22 protein-coding genes and 4 pseudogenes are annotated in these 22104 nt (G+C 71.9%); 12 read left to right on the forward strand and 14 right to left on the reverse strand.

The window, feature by feature from the left end; all coding sequences use genetic code 11:
* Positions 1–22: 22 nt before the first annotated feature.
* Together F4556_RS36900 and F4556_RS36905 are read right to left on the reverse strand one after the other, a co-directional pair.
* Positions 23–304, reverse strand: coding sequence for a hypothetical protein (locus F4556_RS36900; protein WP_184924070.1), 282 nt, complete (start codon positions 302–304; stop codon positions 23–25).
* A 134-nt stretch (positions 305–438) separates the two neighbouring features.
* Entirely contained in the window at positions 439–765 is a 327-nt protein-coding gene (locus F4556_RS36905) for a MazG-like family protein (RefSeq protein WP_184924072.1), read from the reverse strand.
* 216 nt (positions 766–981) lie between these two features.
* On the opposite strand from F4556_RS36905, the gene F4556_RS36910 reads away from it, so the two are divergent.
* From F4556_RS36910 to F4556_RS36930, 5 genes and pseudogenes are all read left to right on the forward strand, one after another.
* On the forward strand, positions 982–1656 hold the full coding sequence (locus F4556_RS36910) for a 2-phosphosulfolactate phosphatase (protein ID WP_313069140.1): 675 nt from the start codon (positions 982–984) through the stop codon (positions 1654–1656).
* A gap of 35 nt (positions 1657–1691) precedes the next feature.
* Positions 1692–1820: a hypothetical protein gene (locus F4556_RS38870; RefSeq protein ID WP_376775771.1), complete on the forward strand. Its 129-nt coding sequence runs from the start codon at positions 1692–1694 to the stop codon at positions 1818–1820.
* 161 nt (positions 1821–1981) lie between these two features.
* A complete protein-coding gene (locus F4556_RS36920) occupies positions 1982–2803 on the forward strand; it encodes a DUF2207 domain-containing protein (RefSeq protein WP_184924076.1) in 822 nt (273 codons plus the stop codon).
* A 189-nt stretch (positions 2804–2992) separates the two neighbouring features.
* Positions 2993–3196, forward strand: a pseudogene (locus F4556_RS36925) (TOBE domain-containing protein); the annotation flags it as partial.
* 212 nt (positions 3197–3408) lie between these two features.
* Positions 3409–7509, forward strand: a complete 4101-nt coding sequence (locus F4556_RS36930) for a bifunctional nitrate reductase/sulfite reductase flavoprotein subunit alpha (protein WP_184925785.1) — start codon at positions 3409–3411, stop codon at positions 7507–7509.
* 35 nt (positions 7510–7544) lie between these two features.
* Here the strand turns inward: F4556_RS36930 and F4556_RS36935 are convergent.
* Positions 7545–7706, reverse strand: a pseudogene (locus F4556_RS36935) (hypothetical protein); the annotation flags it as partial.
* A gap of 280 nt (positions 7707–7986) precedes the next feature.
* Between F4556_RS36935 and F4556_RS36940 the strand changes: the two are divergent.
* From F4556_RS36940 to F4556_RS36955, 4 genes are all read left to right on the forward strand, one after another.
* Positions 7987–8745 carry an SDR family NAD(P)-dependent oxidoreductase gene (locus F4556_RS36940; protein ID WP_184924082.1) on the forward strand — a complete coding sequence of 253 codons (759 nt, stop codon included), beginning with the start codon at positions 7987–7989 and terminating at the stop codon, positions 8743–8745.
* Positions 8746–9544: 799 nt separating this feature from the next.
* Positions 9545–10546 (forward strand): alpha/beta fold hydrolase, encoded by a 1002-nt coding sequence (locus F4556_RS36945; RefSeq protein ID WP_313069142.1) that lies wholly within the window; start codon positions 9545–9547, stop codon positions 10544–10546.
* 343 nt (positions 10547–10889) lie between these two features.
* Complete coding sequence (locus F4556_RS36950) at positions 10890–12074, forward strand: acyl-CoA dehydrogenase family protein (RefSeq protein WP_184924084.1); 1185 nt, start codon at positions 10890–10892, stop codon at positions 12072–12074.
* Positions 12075–12123: 49 nt separating this feature from the next.
* Positions 12124–12261, forward strand: a complete 138-nt coding sequence (locus F4556_RS36955) for a hypothetical protein (protein ID WP_184924086.1) — start codon at positions 12124–12126, stop codon at positions 12259–12261.
* Between the two features lie 18 nt (positions 12262–12279).
* On the opposite strand, the gene F4556_RS36960 is transcribed toward F4556_RS36955, so the two are convergent.
* The 6 genes and pseudogenes from F4556_RS36960 to F4556_RS38875 form a co-directional block, all read right to left on the reverse strand.
* Positions 12280–12651, reverse strand: a complete 372-nt coding sequence (locus F4556_RS36960; protein WP_313069144.1) for a sigma factor-like helix-turn-helix DNA-binding protein — start codon at positions 12649–12651, stop codon at positions 12280–12282.
* 36 nt (positions 12652–12687) lie between these two features.
* Positions 12688–12960 (reverse strand): annotated as a pseudogene (locus F4556_RS39655) (hypothetical protein); the annotation flags it as partial.
* Positions 12891–13298: pseudogene (locus tag F4556_RS36965) on the reverse strand (YciI family protein); the annotation flags it as partial. The pseudogenes F4556_RS39655 and F4556_RS36965, both read right to left, overlap by 70 nt.
* 399 nt (positions 13299–13697) lie before the next feature.
* Entirely contained in the window at positions 13698–14369 is a 672-nt protein-coding gene (locus tag F4556_RS36970; RefSeq protein ID WP_184910477.1) for a dephospho-CoA kinase, read from the reverse strand.
* Positions 14370–14371: 2 nt separating this feature from the next.
* Positions 14372–14554 (reverse strand): GrpB family protein, encoded by a 183-nt coding sequence (locus F4556_RS36975; RefSeq protein WP_184910475.1) that lies wholly within the window; start codon positions 14552–14554, stop codon positions 14372–14374.
* 158 nt (positions 14555–14712) lie between these two features.
* On the reverse strand, positions 14713–15255 hold the full coding sequence (locus tag F4556_RS38875) for a GNAT family N-acetyltransferase (protein WP_184910473.1): 543 nt from the start codon (positions 15253–15255) through the stop codon (positions 14713–14715).
* Positions 15256–15829: 574 nt separating this feature from the next.
* On the opposite strand from F4556_RS38875, the gene F4556_RS36985 reads away from it, so the two are divergent.
* The gene (locus F4556_RS36985; protein ID WP_184924088.1) at positions 15830–17512 is read left to right on the forward strand and encodes a serine/threonine-protein kinase; all 1683 of its coding nucleotides are present in this window, start codon (positions 15830–15832) and stop codon (positions 17510–17512) included.
* Between the two features lie 7 nt (positions 17513–17519).
* Here the strand turns inward: F4556_RS36985 and F4556_RS36990 are convergent, their stop codons facing one another.
* The gene (locus tag F4556_RS36990) at positions 17520–18104 is read right to left on the reverse strand and encodes a TetR/AcrR family transcriptional regulator (protein WP_184910467.1); all 585 of its coding nucleotides are present in this window, start codon (positions 18102–18104) and stop codon (positions 17520–17522) included.
* A 105-nt stretch (positions 18105–18209) separates the two neighbouring features.
* Between F4556_RS36990 and F4556_RS36995 the strand changes: the two genes are divergently transcribed.
* On the forward strand, positions 18210–19262 hold the full coding sequence (locus tag F4556_RS36995; RefSeq protein ID WP_184925794.1) for an FAD-dependent oxidoreductase: 1053 nt from the start codon (positions 18210–18212) through the stop codon (positions 19260–19262).
* A gap of 104 nt (positions 19263–19366) precedes the next feature.
* On the opposite strand, the gene F4556_RS37000 is transcribed toward F4556_RS36995, so the two are convergent.
* Both F4556_RS37000 and F4556_RS37005 read right to left on the reverse strand, forming a co-directional pair.
* A complete protein-coding gene (locus F4556_RS37000) occupies positions 19367–20050 on the reverse strand; it encodes a hypothetical protein (protein WP_184924090.1) in 684 nt (227 codons plus the stop codon).
* A 118-nt stretch (positions 20051–20168) separates the two neighbouring features.
* Positions 20169–20561, reverse strand: a complete 393-nt coding sequence (locus F4556_RS37005; RefSeq protein ID WP_184910461.1) for a ribosomal protein L7/L12 — start codon at positions 20559–20561, stop codon at positions 20169–20171.
* Positions 20562–20945: 384 nt separating this feature from the next.
* Here F4556_RS37005 and F4556_RS37010 point away from each other — a divergent pair, with 384 nt between their 5' ends.
* The gene (locus tag F4556_RS37010) at positions 20946–21284 is read left to right on the forward strand and encodes a cyclic-phosphate processing receiver domain-containing protein (RefSeq protein ID WP_184924092.1); all 339 of its coding nucleotides are present in this window, start codon (positions 20946–20948) and stop codon (positions 21282–21284) included.
* Between the two features lie 140 nt (positions 21285–21424).
* Here F4556_RS37010 and F4556_RS37015 read toward each other — a convergent pair whose 3' ends face one another.
* On the reverse strand, positions 21425–21745 hold the full coding sequence (locus tag F4556_RS37015; RefSeq protein WP_184924094.1) for a hypothetical protein: 321 nt from the start codon (positions 21743–21745) through the stop codon (positions 21425–21427).
* A complete protein-coding gene (locus F4556_RS37020) occupies positions 21745–21936 on the reverse strand; it encodes a hypothetical protein (RefSeq protein WP_184910459.1) in 192 nt (63 codons plus the stop codon). Before F4556_RS37020 ends, F4556_RS37015 begins: the two co-directional genes overlap by 1 nt.
* Between the last annotated feature and the right edge of the window lie 168 nt (positions 21937–22104).

Raw genomic sequence — 22104 nt, forward strand, 5'->3', positions numbered from 1 at the left:
GAGCCCGGCCGATCCGGTCGGCTCAGGCCGCGCGGGTGCGGAGCCGTTCGGCGCGGGTGAGAACCTGGTCGGTGATGTCGACGGACTCGTCGGCGAGCAGGGCGGACGGTCCGTCGGCGAGCAGTGTACGGGCCTGGTCCGCCGCCGCCTCGAGGTCCTGGGCGACCGCTTTCCAGCGGGCGAAGGCGGCGGCGAGGGAGCCCTCCGGCGTGCGGTTGAGCTCGCTGAGGAAGCGGTTGCGAAGGGCGGGGGAGCGGAGCCCTTCGGCGATCCGGTCGATGGTCCAGTCGCTGTCGTCGGCCACGGCCGGCCTCCATCCTGGTGCGCACCCTGCGTACTGCGGCAGTTCAACTTATCGCGCCGGCGGGCGATGTGAGGCCGGTTCGGCTTCGAGTCGGGCGTTGGGCCGAAGTACCGGGAGGGGCGGCACCGGGCCGTTTACGCCTCCTTCGGCTGATTGGTGGGGCGGGCCGCGAGCGTACGCAGGTGCTCGCGGAAGAACCACTCGGGGTCGCCGCCCATCCGGGCCAGCAGCACCATGCCGGTGACGATCACGTCGCAGGCCTCCGATCTGACGTCGTCCCAGCTGTGCGAGAAGCCCTTGCGGGGGTTTTCGCCGAGTGCGCCGATGGCCGCCTCGGCGACTTCTCCGCACTCCTCCTGGAGCTTCACCACCTGTACGAGCCACTGCTGTTCGATGGGCAGCTGAGAGCGGGAACTCAAGTTAGAGGCAAGGGAGTTGATGGTCTTCCAAGTGTCGGTCACGGGCTCAATGATGGTGTTGTTCGATTCGTTCGTTCAACCCGGGCGGTTCAGGGCGAGCCTGACCCGAACGGTGGCTTTTCGAGCAGGCGCGCCCGGGTCGGGAGCCGACCTTCCGCCCACGTCCCCGACCGTGCGCTCGGGGCGCTTCGAGGGCGTCCAGGTGATGTGGATCACTCTTCGGCCGCTTCGGGTCGGGCGTGCGCGATCATGATCGGTATGGACGCTCGTTTCGTTGGTATCCCTGAGCTGGTCGAGGCCCCGTCCGTGGCGGTCGTGGTCGACGTCATGCGTGCATTCACCGTGGCTGCCTGGGCCTTTGCCCAGGGGGCGGAGAAGATCGTTCTTGCCGAGTCGCTGGACGACGCGCTGGCGCTCAAGGCTCGCCACCCCGATTGGCTGGCGCTCAAGGACGGGCCGGCCGCGCCCGGGTTCGACCTGGTCAACTCGCCTGGCCTGCTGCAGTCTGCCGACCTCGGCGGACGGACCCTTGTGCAGAAAACCACCGCAGGGACGGTCGGCGTCCTCGCGGTCAAGGAGGCGTCGCTGGTGCTGTGCGCCAGTTTCGTGGTGGCGGAGGCGACGGCCCGGCTCCTGCGGGCGCGCAAGAATGACGGTGTGACGTTCGTGGTCACCGGCGAGGACGGGCAGGCCGACGAAGATCTGGCGTGTGCTCAGTACATCGCCGGGAGGACCACCGAGGCCGGTACGGATGCCGCCGGGTTCCTGCGCCGCGCTGCCGAGTCGCGCGCGGCCGCCGAGCTGACGGAGGGGGTGCGTCAAGGGGTCCATCCTGATGACGTTGCGCTCTGTCTTGAGCTCGACCGGTTTCCCTTTGCGATGGTGGCGACCTTGGAGGACTCGCTCATGGTTCTGCGTCCGTTTCGCTCGTAGGGTGAACCTCGGGGCGTGATCGACAGGAGACCGACGTGGCCGGGACGAAGCCGAGCGGGACGACGGTCGCCGAGGTGATGGCCGAGCCGGCCGGGCTCGAGGACCCAAGGGCGCGCGAGGTGAACGAGCGAGCGGCCGATGCCCACCAGGCCGCTCTTGGCTGACGTTCTCGGGCCGATGCGTACCTTCGAAGAGTTCGTGGAGGAAGGCGAGGTCGGGCCCGAACGAGTGTGCTGGACCGTTGCCGACCGGCCTGGGGCGCGTCACCATGGGAGCCGCCCGGTGGGCGAGGGGGTCGTTCGGCGGAGCGTGGGGGTGGGGCGGGGTGAGCGCGTTATCGGTGGGGTGCGCCGTGCTGGTGTTCGCCGTTGCGGTGTACCGGTTGGGGTTCCAGTACTGGGCCGAGCATCCCCGGGTCACCGTCCCGCGGCCGGAGGGTGCTCCGCTGACGGTCTATGAGGTGGCGGCCCTGTACGCGCGGGAGCTGCACCCCGATCACCTGGCGAGGACCGTGCTGTCGGGGATGGTCCTCAGTGGTGCGTTGCAGCCCGACGGTTCGGGCCGGCTGCGGGTCGGGCCCGGTGCGAAGAACGTGGACGCGGTTCAGGCAGCTGTACTCGCCGTCCTGGATCCCGCGATCGGTCACCGGCCCTCGGAGCTGTGCGACCGGGTGGCGGAGCTGGAGGAAGTCCGGGCCGTGGACCGGGAGTTGGGTGCGGCGGGCCTGGTCACCCGTAGCGAGAGCGAAGCCCCGGTGAACGTGTCCATCGGAGTCATGGTGATCATCGGGCCGCTGGGCGCCCTCACCTTGATGGCGACCCATTCGCCCCACGCTGTCGGGGTCTACGCCGGGCTGCTGGCCGTGGGCGGCGGGGTCGCGCTGGCCGCCCCGGAACGGTACGACCGGGCCTCGCGGCGCGGCCGTCGGCTGCTGGCCGAGGTGGGCACCGAGCCCGGCCGCCGGCCGATCCTGGCGCCGGGACTGGTCCTGGACGACGCCTCGCACGCGGCGCTGGCCCGGATGGCGCTGCACTACACGCCGGTGACCGGGCTCTCGGTCGACGCCTTCTCCGGCTCCGGTGGTCACGGCAAGGGCGACGGGAACGGACCGGTCATCGGTGAGGGCCCCGGTCTGGGTGGGCTGTGAACGCGCGGCCGGCCCGTCAGCCTGTACGGCATTCGGCCGATCTCCCACCCTCGGAAGGGTCGAATCCACCGACCCCGCCAGGCCGCCGGCGCACACTCACGCGCGGGTCGAGCCGACCCCCCGCTACGGTCGTCAGCGAGAGCGGCAGGGGCGAGACCTGCCCCCGAAGTCGCGAGGTCAGCTGCCATGAGCCTGAGCATCCGCAACCAGATCCCCGGTACGGTCACCGAGATCGCCGCGGGGCCGGCCATGGCGGCCGTGAAGGTGTCCGTCGACGGTGGTGTGCTGACCGCCGCCATCACCCAGGACGCGGTCGCCGATCTCGGCCTCGCCGTCGGTTCGGCCGTCGTGGCGCTGATCAAGTCCACCGAGCTCTCGCTCGCCACGGCCTGACGGCGGCGGCACGCGCAGGGGGGCGCGACGCTCACACCTGCGGTGGGCAGGCTGTGCGATCGGGTTAACTCCCGGCGGCCGCGCGCTGTGATCGACCGTTAATGCGGCCTTTCTAGGGTGACGACCGTGGGAGCTTCCCACCGCCCGCCGCACCCACGTCCCGCGGGTGTCCGGCGGGGACTGCGATCCCTGGGGAGGGAGTCTCGGTGACGATGCCTGGCTCGGACGCGGACAGCGTGCGGACGGTCTGCTCGTACTGCGGCGTCGGCTGCGGCATCGTGCTCGACATCGGCCGGGACGCCGGCACCGGCCGACGGACCGTCAGGAAGACCTCCGGGGACAAGGAGCACCCGGCGAACTTCGGCCGGCTCTGCACCAAGGGATCGACCAGCGCCGACATGATGGCCGCCCCCGGACGGGCCACCAAGGCGCTGATCCGTACCGAGCGCGGCGCCGAACCCGCCGAGGTGGACGTGGACGCGGCGGTCACCGCGGTGGCCGGGCGGCTGCGCGCGATCCTGGACGAACACGGCCCGGACGCGCTGTCCTTCTACGTCTCCGGGCAGATGTCGCTGGAGGCGCAGTACCTGGCCAACAAGCTGGCGAAGGGCTTCGTGCGGACCAACCAGATCGAGTCCAACTCCCGGCTGTGCATGGCCAGTGCGGGCACCGGCTACAAGCTGTCGCTGGGCGCGGACGGCCCGCCCGGCTCGTACCAGGACTTCGACCGCGCGGACGCCTTCTTCGTGATCGGCGCGAACATGGCCGACTGCCACCCGATCCTGTTCCTGCGGATGATGGACCGGGTCAGGTCGGCCGGGGCGAAGCTGATCGTCGTCGACCCGCGGCGCAACGCCACCGCCGCGAAGGCGGACCTGTTCCTGCAGATCAGGCCGGGTACGGACCTGGCGCTGCTGAACGGCCTGCTGCACCTGCTGGTGATGAACGGTCACACCGATGAGGCGTTCATCGCGGAGTTCACCGAGGGCTGGGAGGCGATGCCCGCCTTCCTGGCGGACTACCCGCCGGAGCGGGTCGCCGAGATCACCGGGATACCCGAGGCGGACATCCGGCTGGCGGCCCGGTGGATCGGCGAGGCGGGGGAGTGGACGAGCTGCTGGACGATGGGGCTCAACCAGTCCACGCACGGCACCTGGAATACCAACGCCCTGGTCAACCTGCACCTCGCCACCGGGGCGATCTGCCGCCCCGGATCCGGCCCGTTCTCGCTCACCGGGCAGCCCAACGCGATGGGCGGACGCGAGATGGGGTACATGGGTCCGGGCCTGCCCGGGCAGCGTTCCGTTCTGGTGGACGCCGAGCGAGCCTTCGTCGAGGAGCTCTGGGGGGTCGAGGCGGGCACGCTGCGGACGGAGGTGGGCCGGGGCACGGTGGAGATGTTCGAGCAGCTGGCCGCCGGTGCGATCAAGGCGTGCTGGATCATCTGCACCAACCCGGTCGCCTCGGTCGCCAACCGTAGGACCGTCATCGCCGGGCTGGAGGCGGCCGAACTGGTCATCACCCAGGACGTGTTCACCGAGACCGAGACCAACGCGTACGCCGACGTGGTGCTGCCCGCGACGCTGTGGGCGGAGTCCGACGGCGTGATGATCAACTCGGAGCGGAACCTCACCCTGGTCCAGGGCGTGGTCGACCCGCCCGGACAGGCATTGCCGGACTGGCAGTTGATCGCCCGGGTCGCCTGCGAGATGGGCTTCGCCGACGCCTTCGGCTACGCGAGCGCCGAAGAGGTCTTCGAGGAGCTCAAGCGGGCCTGGAACCCGAAGACCGGCTGGGACCTGCGCGGCGTCGACTACCGGCGACTGCGGGAGGGTTCGGTGCAGTGGCCGGCGCCGTCGCCGGAGGGCGGCGACCGCAACCCGATCCGCTACCTCAACGACGGTGTCAGCCAGAGCCTGCTGGAGCGCACGGACGGGACCAGGCCCCGGCTGGCCTTCCCGACCGCCACCGGCCGCGCCCAGTTCTTCGGCCGTCCGCACCTGCCGGCGGCCGAACTCCCGGACGACGACTACCCGTTCGTCCTCAACACCGGCCGCCTCCAGCACCAGTGGCACACCCTCACCAAGACCGGCAAGGTCGCCAAACTCAACAAGCTGAACCCCGGGCCGTTCGTCGAACTGCACCCGGACGACGCCGCCGCGATCGGTGCCGGGGACGGTGACCGCATCGAGGTGGCCTCCCGCCGGGGGCGCGCCGTGCTGCCCGCGGTGGTCACCGACCGGGTGCGGCCCGGTAGTTGTTTCGCACCGTTCCACTGGAACGACCTGTTCGGGGAGTACTTGAGCATCAACGCGGTCACCAGTGACGCCGTCGATCCGGTGTCGTACCAGCCGGAGTTCAAGGCGTGCGCGGTGGCGCTGCGGGTGGTGGCCGGCGCGGTGCCCGTTCCGGCGCAGGCCGCGGCTGCTCCCCAACTGGACGGACTGGCAGGGATGTTGGGCATCACGGAGCTCGCGCCTCCGGTGTTCAGCGAGCCGGAGCGCCGGTACCTGGCCGGGTACCTCTCCGGCGTCGCGCTGGCGGCGCCGGGCGGGGTCCCGGTGCTGCCCGTAGGTGCGCCGTTCAGTCGGGAGGCGGCCTTGTGGGTGGACGGGCTGCTGGCGGGGGCGTTCTCGCGAGGTGCTGCTCCGGGTACGCCCGCACTGCCGGGGCAGGCTGCCGGTGGCGCCCAAGGTAGCGTCCCGGCCCGGGAGTTGATCGTGCTGTGGGCCTCGCAGACCGGTAACGCCGAGGAGTTCGCCGCCACCGTCGGGGCCCGGCTGGCGGAGACGGGCAGGGCGCCGTCGGTCCGCAGCATGGCCGACTGTCAGGCGGGCAGCCTCCCGGCCGACGCCGACGTGCTGGTCATCTCCAGCACCTTCGGTGACGGTGACGCCCCCGACAACGGTGCCGGTTTCTGGCAGGGCCTCACCGCCACGGACGCCGCGCGGATGGAGGGCGTGCGGTACTCGGTGCTGGCCTTCGGCGACTCCGGCTACGAGGACTTCTGCGGCCACGGCCGCCGCCTGGACGAGCGCTTCGCGGAGCTCGGTGCCACCCGGCTGCTGCCGCGGACCGACTGCGACGCCGACTACGACGACACCGCCGGGCGGTGGCTGGAGCAGGTTGCCGAGGCCCTGACCGCCGTCGTGCCGGCGCCGGCTCCGGTCGCCGGGACGGTCGCGCCGACGGGCTACTCGAAGGCGTCCCCGTTCGCGACGCTGCTGATCGGCAACCGGCTGCTCAGCCTCCCCGGTTCGCAGAAGGAGGTGCGGCAGTTCGCGTTCGACACGCGGGGCGGCGAACTCGCCTACGAGGCGGGCGACGCGCTCGGCGTGTGGCCGGCCAACGGCGGCGAACTGGTCGCCGAATGGCTGGCCCTGACCGGACTCGACCCCGAGGAGAGCGTCACCCTGCCCGACCTCGGCGCCGTCGCGCTCGGCGAGGCGCTGCGGACCCGACTCGACATCGCCCGGATCACTCCGGACCTGCTCAGGTTCGTCGCCGAACGTACGGGCGACCGCGACCTCAAGAGGCTGCTACGGCCGGACAACAAGGGCGAGTTGGCGAAGTGGAGCTGGGGCCGACAGGCCGCCGACGTGATCGGCGCCGCCCCCGTCCGGGCATCGGCGGCCGAGTGGGCCGGGGTGCTGAAGCGGCTGCAGCCGCGGCTGTACTCGATATCGTCCAGCCCGCTGGCGCACCCCGGTGAGATCCGTCTGACCGCCTCGGTAGTCCGCTACACCAACGACCTCGGCCGGGAGCGGAAGGGCGTCTGCTCCACGTACCTGGCGGACTGCGCGGACGACGGCCCGGTGCAGGTGTTCGTCCAGCGCTCGCCGCACTTCCGTCCGCCCGTCGACCCCACCACCCCGATGATCATGGTCGGCCCCGGCACCGGCGTCGCACCGTTCGTCGGCTTCCTGGAGGACCGTCAGGCCCGCGGCCACACCGGCCCCAACTGGCTGTTCTTCGGCGAGCAGCGCGAGGCCACCGACTTCTACTACCGCCAGGAACTGGAAGCCTTCCGCGCCTCCGGCCACCTGGCCCGCCTCGACGTCGCGTTCTCCCGCGACCAGCGCAACAAGATCTACGTCCAGGACCGGATGCGCGAGCACGGCCCCCGCCTGTGGCGATGGCTCCAGGACGGCGCCCACTTCTACGTCTGCGGCGACGCCGGCCGGATGGCCAGGGACGTGGACCAGGCCCTGCGCGAGATCGTCGCCACCCACGGCGGCCTGGACGAGGCGTCAGCCGCGGCGTACGTACGGCAGCTGACGAGCGATCAGCGGTACGTTCGGGACGTGTACTGAGCCGTCGCGGCTGCCGTGCTGTCGGCCCGGGGTGGTTACGCGGTGACGACGGCCAGGGCCTGGCGGGCGCGGTGGGTGGCGCGTTCGGCGCGGGCCTTGAGTCGGAGTGCGCGAGCGATGCGGTGGCTCTCGGCGTCCCGCAGGCGGGTGTCGATGGTCGCGCGGGCGGCTTCGAGGTGGTAGCTCATGGTGGTTCCCCCTTGTTGACGGGTGGTCCGGTGGCGTCACGGTGACACCAGGGCTTCGGATCACCCTCTGCGCTTCAGATTCTACACCCAAACCTGAGTCAGAACCTTGCATTTTCCGGTCTGTTCAGACATTGGCCTACTGATCGAAGGGAAAGTGCCGGTCAGGCCCCGGTTGCTGCGAGGTGTTCGGTTGAACGTCGCGGGCGCGGGCGGGGGTCGCGCGGTGGTGGTCCGGTCGCGGCTTCTAGGCTGTGCGGGTTTGCTGTGGCCGGACTGGTGAGGGGGAGCTGTGGGGTTCGCTGTGGTCTCGGGGGGCGGTTCGGGGATCGGCAGGGCGATCGCCGGGGAACTGGCGGTGGCCGGGCACCGGGTGGCGGTGCTGGGCCGCCGAGTGGAGGCGCTGGAACGGGTGCGGGAGGAGATCGAGGCGGAGGTGCCCGGCGCACGGGTCGATCCCGTCCCGGTCGACCTGACGGACCCCGAGCAGGTCGGCGCCGCCGCTGAACTGATGGCTCCTCAAGGGCCGGTCGACATCCTGGTCAACAACGCGGGCGCGGTCATCACACCGCCGTCCGACGGCTCGCTGGCGGCACTCGCCGAATCCTGGCGCCGCGACGTGGACACCAACCTGCTCAGCGCGGTGCTGCTCACCACCGCGCTGAGCGGCCGGCTGCGCCGCCCGGGCGGCCGACTGGTCGTGATCAGTTCGGCGGCGGCCCAGCGTGGTGGTGCGGGGTCGCATTCGGCGGGCTCCTATGCCGCGGCGAAGGCGGGTCTGCACGGCTGGGCGTTCGGCCTGGCCCGCCAGTTGGGCCCCGCCGGCATCACGGTGAACATCGTGGCCCCCGGCTACGTGGCCGACACGGAGATCTTCGGCGAGGGGTGGAGCGAGGAGTTCCACGCGGAGAAGATCGCCGACACCCTGGTCGGGCGGGCCGGGACCCCCGACGATGTGGCGGCAATGGTCGGCTTCCTCGCCTCTCCCCGCTCCGGCTACCTCACGGGCCAGGTGATCGGGCTCAACGGCGGTGCCGTGCTGGGGCGTTGACAGGGGCTCCGGCGGGCGGGCGGCGCAGGGGCGCCCCGGCGCCGTGCTCCAGGCCGTTGGCGGTCAGGCCGCGGAGGACTGCTGAGGAGAGGGTCTGAACGGGAGTCAGCGGCCGGACCATGGCGGTGAACTCGTTGATCCGGCTGTCCGTGTGCCTCACCGACCGAATACGGGTCGCAGCACCAGGCTTCGACAGCTCCGCCGCAGTGAGTCGACCATTCCCAGCCGCAAGCCCACCGGCCGTAGCGGACCGCGAGGAGCACGGTGGCCTCGTCCACGAAACGGGTGCGCTCCGTCCAGTCGGCGCCGAGCGGAGGCACCATCGGGACGACCAGTGCCGTCAGCCGGGCCTCCTCGCCCTCGTCCCAGTCGAAAGCGTTCCTGCCGGGGTCAGCGGCGGACCAAGGCAGCGACCAGGGTCGTTCGCGATGGATGGACGTGGTGTACCCCCGAAGTCGGATGTGGCAGAACAACTGACCGATCATGCCCACCAGGTCGAGATCTGGCACCCCAATTTGTTGACCCTGCCACCCGGCTGCCCTCATCCGCCCGAGCACGTTCACGTGGACCTGGCTGGGCACTTACCCCCGTGTACGCCAACAGGAGCTGCGGGTACTGCTCCACCACTGTCGTCGGCTGGCGTCGTTCTTGTTGCTGTCGGGCTGTTGTCTGTCGGTGGTGGTGACCGGGGTGCCGCTCGCTGGGTGGTGGTGGGCACGGGAGGAGTAGTGGGGGGTGGGGTGGTGGTGCGAGGGTTTTGGCGGACCCGATTCGCATATTCAGAGGGGAGTGGTGTGCCGTGAGTGACGTGCAGGTGGTGCCGGGCGGTGGTGTGGTGGGCGGGGTTGGTCACCGGTTTGTGGAGGCCAATGGGATCCGGTTGCATATTGCGGAGCAGGGTGAGGGGCCGTTGGTGGTGTTGCTGCACGGTTTCCCGGAGACGTGGTATTCGTGGCGGCATCAGTTCGGGGTTTTGGCGGCGGCGGGGTATCGGGTGGTGGCTCCTGATCTGCGGGGTTTTGGGCGCAGTGATCGGCCGGCGGCGGTGGAGCGGTATTCGCAGTTGCATCTGGTAGGTGATGTGACGGGGTTGTTGGATGCGCTCGGTGAGGAGCGGGCGGTTTTGGTGGGTCATGACTGGGGGTCGCCGTTGGCGTGGAATACGGCGTTGTTGCGGCCTGAGCGGGTGCGGGGTGTGGTGGCGTTGGGTCTGCCGTATCTGCCGCGTGGTGGGGTGAGTGCGCTGGCGGGGATGACGCAGGCGTTGGGTGCGGGTTTCTACATGAATTATCTGCAGCGGCTGGGTGTGGCGGATGCGGAGTTGGCGGGGGATGTGCGGGGGTCTTTGTCGCGTATTTTCCGGTGGGGGTTCGGGGATTCGCCGCAGGCGTCGGCGGCGGTTTTGCCGGTGGTGCCGGAGGGTGGCACGCTGCTGGATCTGCTGCCGGAGGCGGGTGAGCTGCCGGGCTGGCTGACGGAGGCGGACCTCGATGTCTACGCGGAGGATTTCGCGCGGACGGGTTTCTCGGGTGGTCTGAACTGGTGGCGGACGATGGAGCTGAGCTGGGAGCTGACGGCGCCGTGGCAGGGTGCGCCGATGTCGGCTCCGGCGTTGTACATGTACGGGGAGCGGGATGGCAGTGTGCAGCTTCCGGGGCTGGACCAGTTGATCGCGAATCTGCGTCATCTGGTGCCGAATCTGACGCGTACGGTGGCGTTGCCGGGGGTGGGGCACTGGACGCAGCAGGAGCGTCCGGAGGAGGTCAACGCGGAGCTGCTGAAGTTCCTGGCCGGCCTGTAGAACTCGCCGGGCTGGGGTGATTTCGTCGATCGCCGCGCCGTGGCACCGTGCGTATCGGTGATGTCCGCAATGCACTGAAAGCGCCGCCGAGAAGACCCCGGCGGCGTTTTTGGTGCATTTGTGGTGTCCGGTTTCGGATTTCCCGTGGAAAAGGGGGCTGTGGGGTGGTTTTGCGGGAGGTCGGCAACTTGGGAGAAGTGGGGGTGTGGGGGGTGCTGGGAGTGTTGTTGGCGGCCGACGGTGGGTCGCTGCCCGGTCGGGCGGTGCGGGATCCCGTGCGGAGTCCGCCGTGTGTGGCGGAGGTTTCACTTCTCTGTCCCTGTCATCGTATTGAGGAGAACTGATGGCGATCAATGAGGCGGCATCGCAGGCTGAGCTTGTCGGCCGGGCGTCGGATCTGGTGGAGGTGATCCGCAAGCATGTTCCGTGGCAGGAGGAGAACCGGGTTCTCCATGAGGAGGTGCTGCGGGCGGTCACCGATGCCGGGATCATGAAGATGCGGGTGCCGGTGCGTTACGGCGGCGCGGAGTCGGATGTGCGGACGGTGTCGGCGGTGATCGCGGAGCTGGCGCGCGGGGACGGCGCGGTCGGGTGGACGATCAGCACGTACACGATGGGGTCGTGGCTGGCGGGGCTGTTTCCCGATGAGGTGCAGGACGAGATCTTCGCGGATCCGAGTGTGCGGATCTGCGGCGGGGTGAACCCGTCGGGTGTCGCCACGCCGGTGGACGGCGGGGTGGTCCTCAACGGGCGGTGGCATTTCGTCTCGGGTGCGCCGCACAGTCAGTGGGACATGCACTCGGTGCTGCTGGCCGATGGTGCGGGCGGGTTCGAGCCGGCGACGATCGCGGTGCCGATGTCGGATCTGACGATCGTGGACGACTGGCACACCGCGGGTCTGCGGGCAACGGGAAGTGTGACGACGATCGCGCAGGACCTGTTCGTGCCGCAGGCGCGGGTGCTGCCGATGATCCCGGTGATGATGCACGGGCAGCACGCCTCGAAGCTGAACGCGGATTCCCTGACGTGGAAGCTCCCGTTCGTGCCGCACGCCACCGCGGTGACGAGTTCGTCGGCGGTGGGGATGGCGAAGGCGGCGCGGGAGGCGTTCTTCGAGAAGCTGCCGAGCCGGAAGATCGCCTACACGCACTACGAGCGGCAGGCGGAGGCGCCGCTGACGCACCTTCAGGTCGCGCAGGCGGCGATGAAGATCGACGAGGCGGAGTTCCACGTGCGCCGCGCGGCGGAGCGCCTGGACGCCAAGGTGCGTGCCGGTGAGCTGTGGTCGCTGGAGGAGCGGGCGCTGTCGAAGATGGACGCGGCCACGGCCTGCCTGCGGGCCAAGGAGGCGGTGGATGTCCTGAACACCGCCAGCGGCGGCTCCTCCATCTACTCCGACCAGCCGATGCAGCGCATCGAACGCGACATCCAGGCCCTCAACCTCAACGGCGTCCTGCACCCCAACACCGTCGCCGAGACGTACGGCCGCATCCTGTGCGGCCTGGAACCCAACACCGACCTCCTGTAGAGCCCGGCACGGGCGGCCGTCCGGCCGTGAGGTGGTGGGGTGCTGTCCGGTGAGGAAGGATGCCCAGGAGGCGGTGGACTGGTTGGTGGACCGTTTTTCCCGGTTGGTGCCCGGGCTGCCGGTGACTGCCGGTATTGAGGAGGGTGGCGGCCAGTTTCTCCTGGTCCTGTCCGCCGGCCGCCGCTGACCGGGGATCACCACCGGGCTACAGCACGTGGAGCACCGCTGCCAGCTGCTTGGCCTGCTCGGCTGGCTGCGGCATGCGCAGGGGTGTGGCGGAGGTCTTGAGGCTCTGTTTGGCGTGGCTGATGCGCTGGGGCGTGGTTGCCTTGGGGGCGAGGAAGGCGGCGGCGATTTGGGAGGTGCTCAGGCCGCCGACTGCGCGCAGGGTCAGGGCGGTGCGGCTGGGTTCGGACAGTGCCGGGTGGCGGCACGGGAACAGCAGCGCCAGGGAGTCGTCGCGGTCCTGGTGCGGGTCGGCGTCGGCGGCGTGGCTCAGCTGTTCGGCCTGCGGGGTGGCCAGGGCGGTCCTCTCCTCGCGTCGGCGGCGTGCCTGCTCGCTGCGGACCTGGTCCACCAGCCGGTGGGAGGCGATGGTGACCAGCCATCCGCGGGGGTTGTCCGGCGTCCCTTGGGTGGGCCGCTGGAGGGCGGTGGCCGGCAGTGCTTCCTGGATGGCGTCCTGGCAGGTGTCGAAGACGCCGTAGCGGCGGATGAGGGCGCCGAGGACCTGTGGCGCCAGTTCGCGCAGCGGGTCCTCGGCGCCGGGGGGTCCGGTCGCAGGTCCGTCGCGGTGTCGTGCGGCACGGGCCGCAGGTCGACCGGGTCGGTGTCGGCGAAGGGCATGTCGGCGGCGGTCTCCTGTGCGGGCTCCGGGCAGTGGCAGTCCAGCAGGTGGAAGCTGGCGATGTACTCCTTGGTCTCCAGGTGCGGCCCGTCGGTGACCGCCGGGGCGTCGTCCTTGCGGCGCACCAGCTGCGCGTTGGCCGCGTCCGCCAGGCCGTAGGCGTCCAGCAGTTCACCGCTGTCGCGGTACTTCTTGTTGAACGCGTCCTGCCGGGCGATCGCCTCGGGCCAGGCGTCGGCGGGGAAGGGGTCCCGCTTGGCCTGGTTGCCGTGGATCATCGCGACGTACTTCATCAGGTGTCCGCATTTTTTGTGTCCCGCGCGCCCGTTCGGCGCGCTCGCACCCTTTGGTCGGAGCCGGGCGCGGGTTCTCGACATCGGGCGCGAAAGGGATTCCTTCGGCTTTTCCTGCGAGCCGTGGTGGGCGGGGGCGGGGCCGCCCGGACGGCACGGATGATCAACTTGCCCGGTGCGCTGCGCCCGGGGGCGGCCACCCGCGGTGGTGCGCGTTCGCGCGGACCCGGCTGTGCGGATCGACGATCCGTACGCCGGCACCGTGGCAGGCCCGAGGGCGCCGCTCAGGCTGGTTTGGTGGGGGCTCGTTCGGGGCGTGGTCGTCGGTGCTCTCGCTCATTACGTTTGCGTCTCCGTCGGTGCAGGGGCTGTGTGGTGCGGTCGGACGTTCGGGGGGTGTGCCGCCCCCGCCGCTGGGCGGGGATGTAAGCGGTCAATTTGCGACATATGTGGTTCTGATGGGGTGTCAGTGTTGCGAGGGGGTCAAGCTTCGACCACGGGCGCCTCGTCGGTTGGGCGGGTGGCCGGCGGCGGATGGCCGAGCATGGAGATGCTGCTGCCGGACATGGCGAGGGGCGGGGCGCCGGCCCTGCCGGGGGATGTGTCCCGCGCAGCACCGTCCCGGTCGGTGGCACCGCGTCCGGCAGTCTCGGGGGTGCCGCCGAATCGCACCGCCGCCGGCCGGGACGGCAGCAGGGCGGCGCTGCCGTGGCAGTGCCGCCTTCCTGCTTTTTCTCGGGGTGCTGTCGCGGTGTGGCCGTGCGGGGTCCGGCCCGTGGCGGCCGCCCGGGGTTCGGCCGCTGCCACGGTCGGGTCGGCCACCGGGTCGTTGATCTCGGCGGAGGTGCCGGGGCTGGTGACGGCCGGTGGGAGGAGCCGCTTGGAGTGGGCGTGGGCGGGGATCGTCTGGGGGTGGGCGTGGAACCGGTTCCGGAACAGCGGCGCGAGACGTTCGTTCGGTGAACCGGGGAGCCGGGCGTGCGGGTTGACGTCCGGGGCCGGCCGGCTGCTGCGTTGCCGGAACCGCTTCGGCCGGCGGGCAAGGTCGTCGTCCTGTCCGGCGGGCACGTGGTCCTGGTGGTGGGGCAGGGGAGTGAATCCCCGCTCTGGGAGCGGGAGTTCGAAGATCCGGTCGGCTTCGGTCAGGTCTGCCACGCTCACCTGGATGTGTCGAGGACCGCCGTGGCGGCCGTTCCCGGGACGGCGGTGCTGCCGATGTGCTCGACGTGCACCGCGGAGGGTTCGAGCGCGGCTCGCAGTTGCTCGCAGAGGCCCGTCCCTGCCGTCTCCCACAGCGGATCCGGGTCGGTGAGGGTGAGGGGTTTCGTGGTCTCGGCCATGCGCCGGGGTCCGGCTTCGCTGCCCGTGCCGGGAGTCTGCGCGCCCGCGTCGCGGTGTGGGTCCGGAGCGGCGGATCTCCCCGCGCGCAGCCGGCCTGGAGCGGCCGCCCGTGTGTTGGGTGCCACCGGGAGCCGGTCGTGGCGGGCCGGGGGAGTGGTCAGTGGGTGGGGCGGTCGGTCCGGTAGATGAAGTGCAGGCGGTCGTCGGCGGGGTTGTCGGGCTCCAGGGATGCCTCGGCGCAGCGGTGGAGTCCGGCTTTCTCCAGCATCCGCCAGGAGGCCCGGTTGGCGCGGTGGACGGGGATGACGATGCTCTGCGCGTCGGGGTGGTCGGTCCAGGTGGCCGTGATGATCGCCTCGATGATGCGGGTGCCGAGTCCTTGGCCGGTCAGCCGGGGGTCGCCGATGAGGTAGTCGAGGGTGATCGCCTGGTCGGGGATCTCGGTCTGGGAGGCGAGTTCGCCGAGGTACTGGGGGTAGTCGGCGAGCCGGCACCGCTGGACCAGGGCGACCGGGGCTCCGTCGAGGGCGACGAGGAAGTCCTCCGAGGGCTCCTCGCCCCGGACGGCCGGTGCGAAGTGGCGGGCGATCGCCTCGGGTGAGGTGTCGTGGTTCCACCAGCGGGCGACATGGGGCTGCAGGAGCCACTGCCTCAGTTGCGGGAAGTCCGGTTCGCCGACTCTGCGCCAGGTGATCGTCACGGGAGGCCTCACGGGATCGGGCGGGTGTGTGGGGCCTTTATCCCAGACGCACCGCCGCCGCGTCACCGGGATTCCCGCCCGCCCCGCGCCGGTGGACCGCCGCTCCGCCGCTCCGCCGGACCGCCGCTCCGCCGGACCGCCGCTCCGCCGGAGCGCTGCGTCACCTGATGCCGCGTCACCGGGATTCCCGCCCGCCCGGCGCCGGTGGACCGCCGCGGCCGCGCGCCGCCGGACCGCCGCTCCGCCGGACCGCTGCGCCGGCGGACCGCTGCGCCGGCGGACCGCTGTGTCATCTGATGCCGCGTCGTCTGGTCCTGTGTCGGTCCTGCCCGGTGTGGCCGGCGGCCGGGCTCTTGGGTGGGACCGGCCATCAATGGCCGGTGCCCGTGGCCTGGTGCTGTGGGTGGTGGGGTGGCCATCATCGCGGCGGCGGCCCGTCGGAGCCCGCGCCGGCGAGGCGTCCGGGGCCGTGTCCGCGAAACCCTTCCCCTTCTGCCGAACGTGAGACAGACATGCTGACTGTGCTGCCCGGCGGGCTGCTCGTGCCTGCGGCGACCGTGCCGGGGGTGGCGTGGTGAAGGCGCTCCAGGACGGTGATCCGCGGCGGGTGGGCCCGTACGAGCTGCTCGGTGTGCTCGGGGCGGGCGGTATGGGGCGGGTCTACCTCGGGCGGCTGGGTGAGGTTCTGGTCGCGGTGAAGGTGATCAATGAGGAGTTGACGCAGAACGGTGACTTCATCGCCCGGTTCCGGCGGGAGGTGACCGCGACGCGGGCGATGTCGGGGCCGTACTTCGCGGCGATCGTGGACCATGACGTGGACGCCGAGCAGCCGTGGCTGGCGACCGAGTACGTGCCGGGTCCGACGCTGAACGCGGTCATCGCCGAGCACGGGCCTCTGGACGTCGTGTCGGTGCGGGCGCTGGGGGTGCGCCTGGCCCAGGCGCTGGGTGCGATCCACGCGGCGGGGCTGGTGCACCGGGACGTCAAGCCCGGCAACATCCTGCTGGGGGCGGACGGGCCGAGGCTGATCGACTTCGGGATCGCGCGGGGTGCGGCGGTGACCACTCTGACGCAGACGGGGGTGGTGCTGGGCACGCCCCAGTTCATGGCGCCGGAGCAGCTGCAGGTGCGGGGGCGGGTCACGGCGGCGGCCGACGTGTTCGCGCTGGGGCTGGTGCTGGCCTTCGCGGCGACGGGGGAGCATCCGTTCGGGCAGACGGACTCCTTCGCGTTCGGGTTCCGGATCGTGCACGAGGAGCCGGACCTCGAGCAGGTCCCGGCGGACCTGGCCGGTGCGGTCCGCCGCTGTCTGGCCAAGGACCCGGGTGAGCGGCCGACCCCCGGGCAGCTGGGCGCGATGCTGGGCCTGGGGGAGGAGACCCTGGACCGCAGCGGCCTGGCGGTGCTGATCCGGCACGCGGGCGACACCGAGATTCCGTCCCCGCCGCGTACCCCGACGGAGCGCAACCACGTCGAACGCCCGCCCCGGCGGCGCCGGGCGCCGATCGCGCTGGCAGCCGTCGTCGCCGTTGCCGTCGGCACGGCCGTCACCGTCGCGCTGGCCCCGGGCGGCGGCACCCCGCAGGGCCTGGGCCCGACGGGCACAAGCCCCACCGGCTCGGCGGTGTCGGTGACGCCCACCGCACCGACGGCGTCCGCCGACCCGGGCAGCCCCACGGCCACCACGCCGCCGCCCCCGTCGCCGGCGCCCCAGGCGTCGGGCAGCGCGCCCGTCACCGAGCCGCCGCCGACGGGCGGCACCGACGGGTCGTCGGGCGGCGCGGCCGGCGGCACAACCGGCGGCGGCAAGAGCACCGGCAGCACGTCAGGAAGCGCCGGGGGCACCGGAAACGCCGCGGGCGGCGGTGGCGGTACGCCGGGCGGGAACACCGCGGCGCCGGCGCCCGCGCCCAGGACCACGCCGGCCCCCACGCCGACCCCCACACCTCCGCCCCCGCCCCAGGGTTCGCCGCCTGCGGCGATGCCGGGCTACAACGCGACCTTCGACCACGGCTGCGTCGGGGCCTGCGACATGCCGCTCACCATGACGTGGTCCGCGCAGCCGGACGCGACCCGCTACGACGTCCGGTACGACAACCAGACCAGGAAGGTGAACACCGTCTACTCGACCTCGGGCACCAGCTACCACCTCACCGGCCCGTACTCCGGCGACCACGTCTGCATCGCGCTGCGGGCGGCCAACCAGTACGGGGCGTCCGCGTGGACGGAGACCTACTGCTTCGACACCCCGTACTGACGGGCCGTCACGGTGGCGGGTACACGGCGTCCAGGAGGCCGCGGACGAACCGGTCGGGGTCATCGAGGCCGGCGTGGGCCAGGGTGGCGGGGCCGCCGGTGAGCAGGTGGGGGATGGCGGCGTGCAGGGCGAGGGTGACGGCGGCGGCCCGCTGCACGGTGACGGGCAGCCCCGCCAGGCGCTGGGCGTGTTCGAAGCCCGTGAAGTCCGCGGCCGCGATCGGGTCGAGGACGGCGGCGAGTTCGCTGCGGCGGGCCGCCTCGTTCTGCAGTTCCAGGTAGGCGAGCATGCGGGGGCGGCCGGGGCCCGCGACGTCGCGCAGCAGTGCGCCGAGCAGGGCCGCCAGGCCCTCACGATCCGTGGGTCCGGCCCGGCCGGCCGTCAGTTCCGCGGTCACCCGGCGGTACTGCTCGACGCAGCGCTCGGCCGCGGCGCGCAGCAGGGCGTCCCGGGTGGGGAAGTAGTTCTTCGCGGTGCCCGGCGGCACGGCGGCGGCCGCGTCCACGGCCCGGTGCGTCAGTCCTCGTCCGCCCGCGGCGGCCAGGACCTCGATCGCGGCGTCGCGCAGCAGATCCCGGCGGTTCCCAGTCACCGTCAACTTCCTTCTTTCGTCGGTTCGTTGACCACGATACCCCAGCCGTGGTACCACATCTGTGGTGGTCCGCTGCTGGGCGGACCCGGCGACCGGGGGCGTGTGATGACGGGTACGGCCGTTGTGGTGGGCGCGGGAGTGGGCGGGCTGGCGACGGCGATCGGGCTGCGCCGGGCGGGCTGGCGGGTGACGGTGCGCGAGCGCCGCACCGAAGTGGAGTGCTACGGCACCGCGTTCGCTCTCCACCCCGGTGCGCAGGACGCCCTGGAGCGGCTCGGCGTGGGCGAGGCGGTGCGCGCCCGCGCGGTGCCCTACCGATCCGCGCAGGTCCGCACCCCAGGCGGGCGGGTGCTGGCCCAGCTCCCGCTGGAGCGCCTCGAACGCAAGGCGGGCCGCCCCGAACTGCTGATCTCCCGGCCCTACCTGATCGACGCGCTGCTGGCCCGGCTGGACGCCCTGGGCGAGGTCACCGTCCGCCTCGGCGAGAACGTCACCGACCCGGCCGCGCTGGCGGACGGGTACGACCTGGTCGTCGGCGCCGACGGCATCAACAGCGCGGTGCGGGAGGCGTGGTTCGGCAGCGGAAGCGGCCCGCGGAAGGTGGGCTCGGTCGCCTGGATCGGCATCGCCGACCTCGACAGCGCCGTGCACGGCGAGACCTGGGGCCGGGGCCGCTTCTTCGGCCTGACCCCCATCGAGGCGGGCCGCACCAACTGGTACGCCGCCGTCCCCGAGGGCACCGACGCGGCCGGCCTGCGCGCCCTCTTCGAGGGCTGGCACGACCCCATCCCCCGCATCCTGGAGCGCGGCGACCCCGCGACGTGGCTGCGTTACGAGATGCGCCACCTCTTCCCCGCCCTGCCCACCTTCGTCCACGCCGGCCAGGCCGGCAAGGTCGCCCTGGTCGGCGATGCGGCCCACGCCATGACCCCCAACCTCGGCCAGGGCGCCTGCACCGCCCTCCTCGACGCCGAAGCCCTCACCCGCGCCGTCACCCACCACGGCCGCTTGGCCCTCCCGGCCGCCCTGCGCGCCTACGACCGCGAACGCCGCCGCACCGCCCAGCGCACCGCCCTCGCCTCCCGCACCCTGCACCGCATCGTCTCCACCGAACGCACCTGGCTCCGCGACACCGCGGCCCGCCTCCTGCCGGGCTGACCCGCCCCGGGGGCCCCGACAGCAGCAGCTCGACCGCTGCCCACCGTCCAGGCCGCTCCGCGCCTGCCCGGAAATCCATCTCCGGAAGGCCGGCTGAGGAGCGGTCAGTCGGCGCTTCCGGGCCAGGGGTTCTGCCCGGGTTGGACGTATTCCATTTTCAGGGAGACACCGGCGGGGTTGGACCATGGCTGCAGTTGCACACAGAGCAGGGTGCGGTCCGTGATCCACTCGGTGGGGTGGCAGTCCCGCCCGTGTGAGTCGAGGTCCCAGCCGTGGTCGAGGTGTGAGCGCAACTGCGCGTAGACCGCGCTGAGATCCGGTTCGGCCGGGCTGGAGACGTAGTAGGTGGCTCTGCAGAGTCCCGTTGCGCAGCTCTGGGATCCGTCTTCGGTGGAGAGCCCGGCGGGGAGGGACAGCTGCTCGATGCCAGGGATCTGCTCGGCCCGGCTTCCGGTCCAGTACAAGGCACCCGCCCACAGGCACGCGATCATCGGGTAGAGGGTGAACACGACGACGCTCGCCGTCCCGATCACCGGCGGTTCACGGTGCCCGGCCTTCGCGTGCCGTGCATCCATCACCAAGCCGGTCAGCACCAGCGGGACCGGCAGCAGGATTGCTGCCAAAAGGACGTCGTGCTGCCCTTGCCGGAGCTGCAGGACGCGGCTCGCCAGGCACCCGGCCGTGACCGCGCACACGAGCAGCAGGGCGGCAACCGTCTCTCGTAGGCCCCGCCGCCGGACCGAGGGCCACCAAGCCGCCAACGGGCACAGCACAACGAGCGTCACCATGGCCACAAGCATTCGGTGCCCCTCCGTTGACCGCGCCCCCGGCGGACAGACGCCGCCCCGGGGAGCGCGGTTCCACGGCGCGGCCGCCGGCCCTGCGCCGTCCGCGGCCTGTGGGTGTTCAGGTTCCCGAGTGGGTGGTGTGGCCGGGCAGGGGCCCGTAGGCGGTGCAGAACTCGCAGCCGCAGCTGGTGAGGGAGTTGGCCTGGCAGTGGGCGGTGGGCCAGTACCGGGAGGCGCACGGGCCGGGGCCGACGGGGGTTTCGTCGTCGGGCAGGGTACGCCGGCACCAGTCGCACCGGACGGCGGCGGGCACGCCGGCCTGGCGCAGCCGCCGGGCGGCTGCCTCGGCGTCGGCGAAGGGGATGTCCTCGCGTGCGGTGACGGGCGCACGGTCCAGCAGTTGTCGGCTGTGCCACAGGCTCAGGTTGGTGACCGCGACGACCGCTCGCAGGGCCGCTGGCCCGCCGGCCGAGGCGTCGGTCAGCAGGACAGCGAACTGAGGGTCCTCCACAGCTCTCCTCCGGACCGGTCGATGCGGGTGCCGCCCCCAGTCAACCGTTTGGAAGACAGCGAGTCCAAGGGGAAACCGTGCCGCTGCTCCCTCGCCCCGGAACACCGGCCTCGGGCAGGCTGCGCCGGTGACTTCCCACCTGCAGCGATACCTGCACGGTGATCACGAGGGCGCCTGGGCCGACCTGCGGCGCCTGGGCCCGATGCCCTGGCGGAGGACTGTGCCGCCGTCGCGGCCGAGACCATGCGAAGGGTCTCTCGGCACGTCGCCCGCCTCGCCGACGCCCTCACCGCTCTCGGCCCGCGACCCCCCACCCCGGGCTGCCCGCCAAGTACCGGCCGCCCCCGGGCATTTCGCGGCCCGGCCCGCTGCGATGATGACCGGATGAACGAGGACCCAGCCGCGCCGATGCCCGTCATCCTCGGCATCGACGACCTCCGGCCGCTCCCCAGAGCCACCCGGATCGCCCGCACGAGCCGCGACGGCATCCAGCTCCTCCGGGAGCACCGCGACGGCTACATCGACGAACTCTGGCTCGACCACGATCTCGGCGGCGACGACAACATCCTGCCCGTGGTGACCCTCCTGGAGGAAGCCGCCTTCCACGGACAGCCCTTCGACATCGGAACGGTCTTCGTCCACAGCGCCAACCCCACCGGCGCGGCAACCGTCGTCCAGGCACTGACGCGCTGGAACTACCGGGTCCGCCGGGCAACGGCCTAGCGAAGCAGGCCAAGGCCCGGGTGCCGAAGCCGTGCCCCCAGGGTGAACCGGGCAACTCGGCCTCACCGCACGGACGTTGACACCACTGCCGCCGAACGACCGCCCCGCTGCGCCGTACGGGACGGCACGGCGCGGTCCGTTCAGTGGAGGCGGGAGCGTTCCCGGGTCCGGGAGGGGCCGGCCGTGGAGCGGCGGGTCCTGGCGGGCCGGGTCGGCCGCGGGTTTGCGGCGGGGGTTTCGGCGCGGGCGGCCTGCGCCGCGAGGGCGGCCTGCAGTGCCTGCCGGGCGGCCGCCAGTGCGATCGCCGCGGCCGGCTGCGGCTCGGCGATCTTGTGGCGGGCCATCAGTTCCTGGCAGGGGCTGCACCACACGGGGCTGGCCGGCGAGCCGTCGCCGTAGCGCAGGTCCTCCGGCGGCAGGTAGTGGGTGCCGCACTCGAGGCATTCGAAGAGCAGGCGCATCAGGCCCACGTCCCTGATCCGCCGCACCGTTCGCACGCCGAGGTGTGGTGTTCGACCCGCTGGGTCAGGGTGCCGGTGCCGGGGTCGATGTCGTGGGTGTGCCGGGTCTTGTCCGTCACCCGGCGGCCGCCGCACGCCGGGCAGAGCCGCGGCTGTGGCGCGCCGCCCGGTCCCGCGTCCTGTCCGCTCATGGACTCCGCCCTTCCCGCGATTCACATGTGCCGTCACCGTAGCGGAACGACCGCACTGCGTCAGCACCATGGCCGCAGGCACACACTTCCGGCACATGCCCGCCCGGCCGGCGTCGTACGCCCGCACGAGAGCCGAACGGCAACCGCACCCGGGAACAACGGTTGCGG

The sequence above is a fragment of the Kitasatospora gansuensis genome (genome assembly GCF_014203705.1).
Classification (GTDB): Bacteria; Actinomycetota; Actinomycetes; order Streptomycetales; family Streptomycetaceae; genus Kitasatospora; species Kitasatospora gansuensis.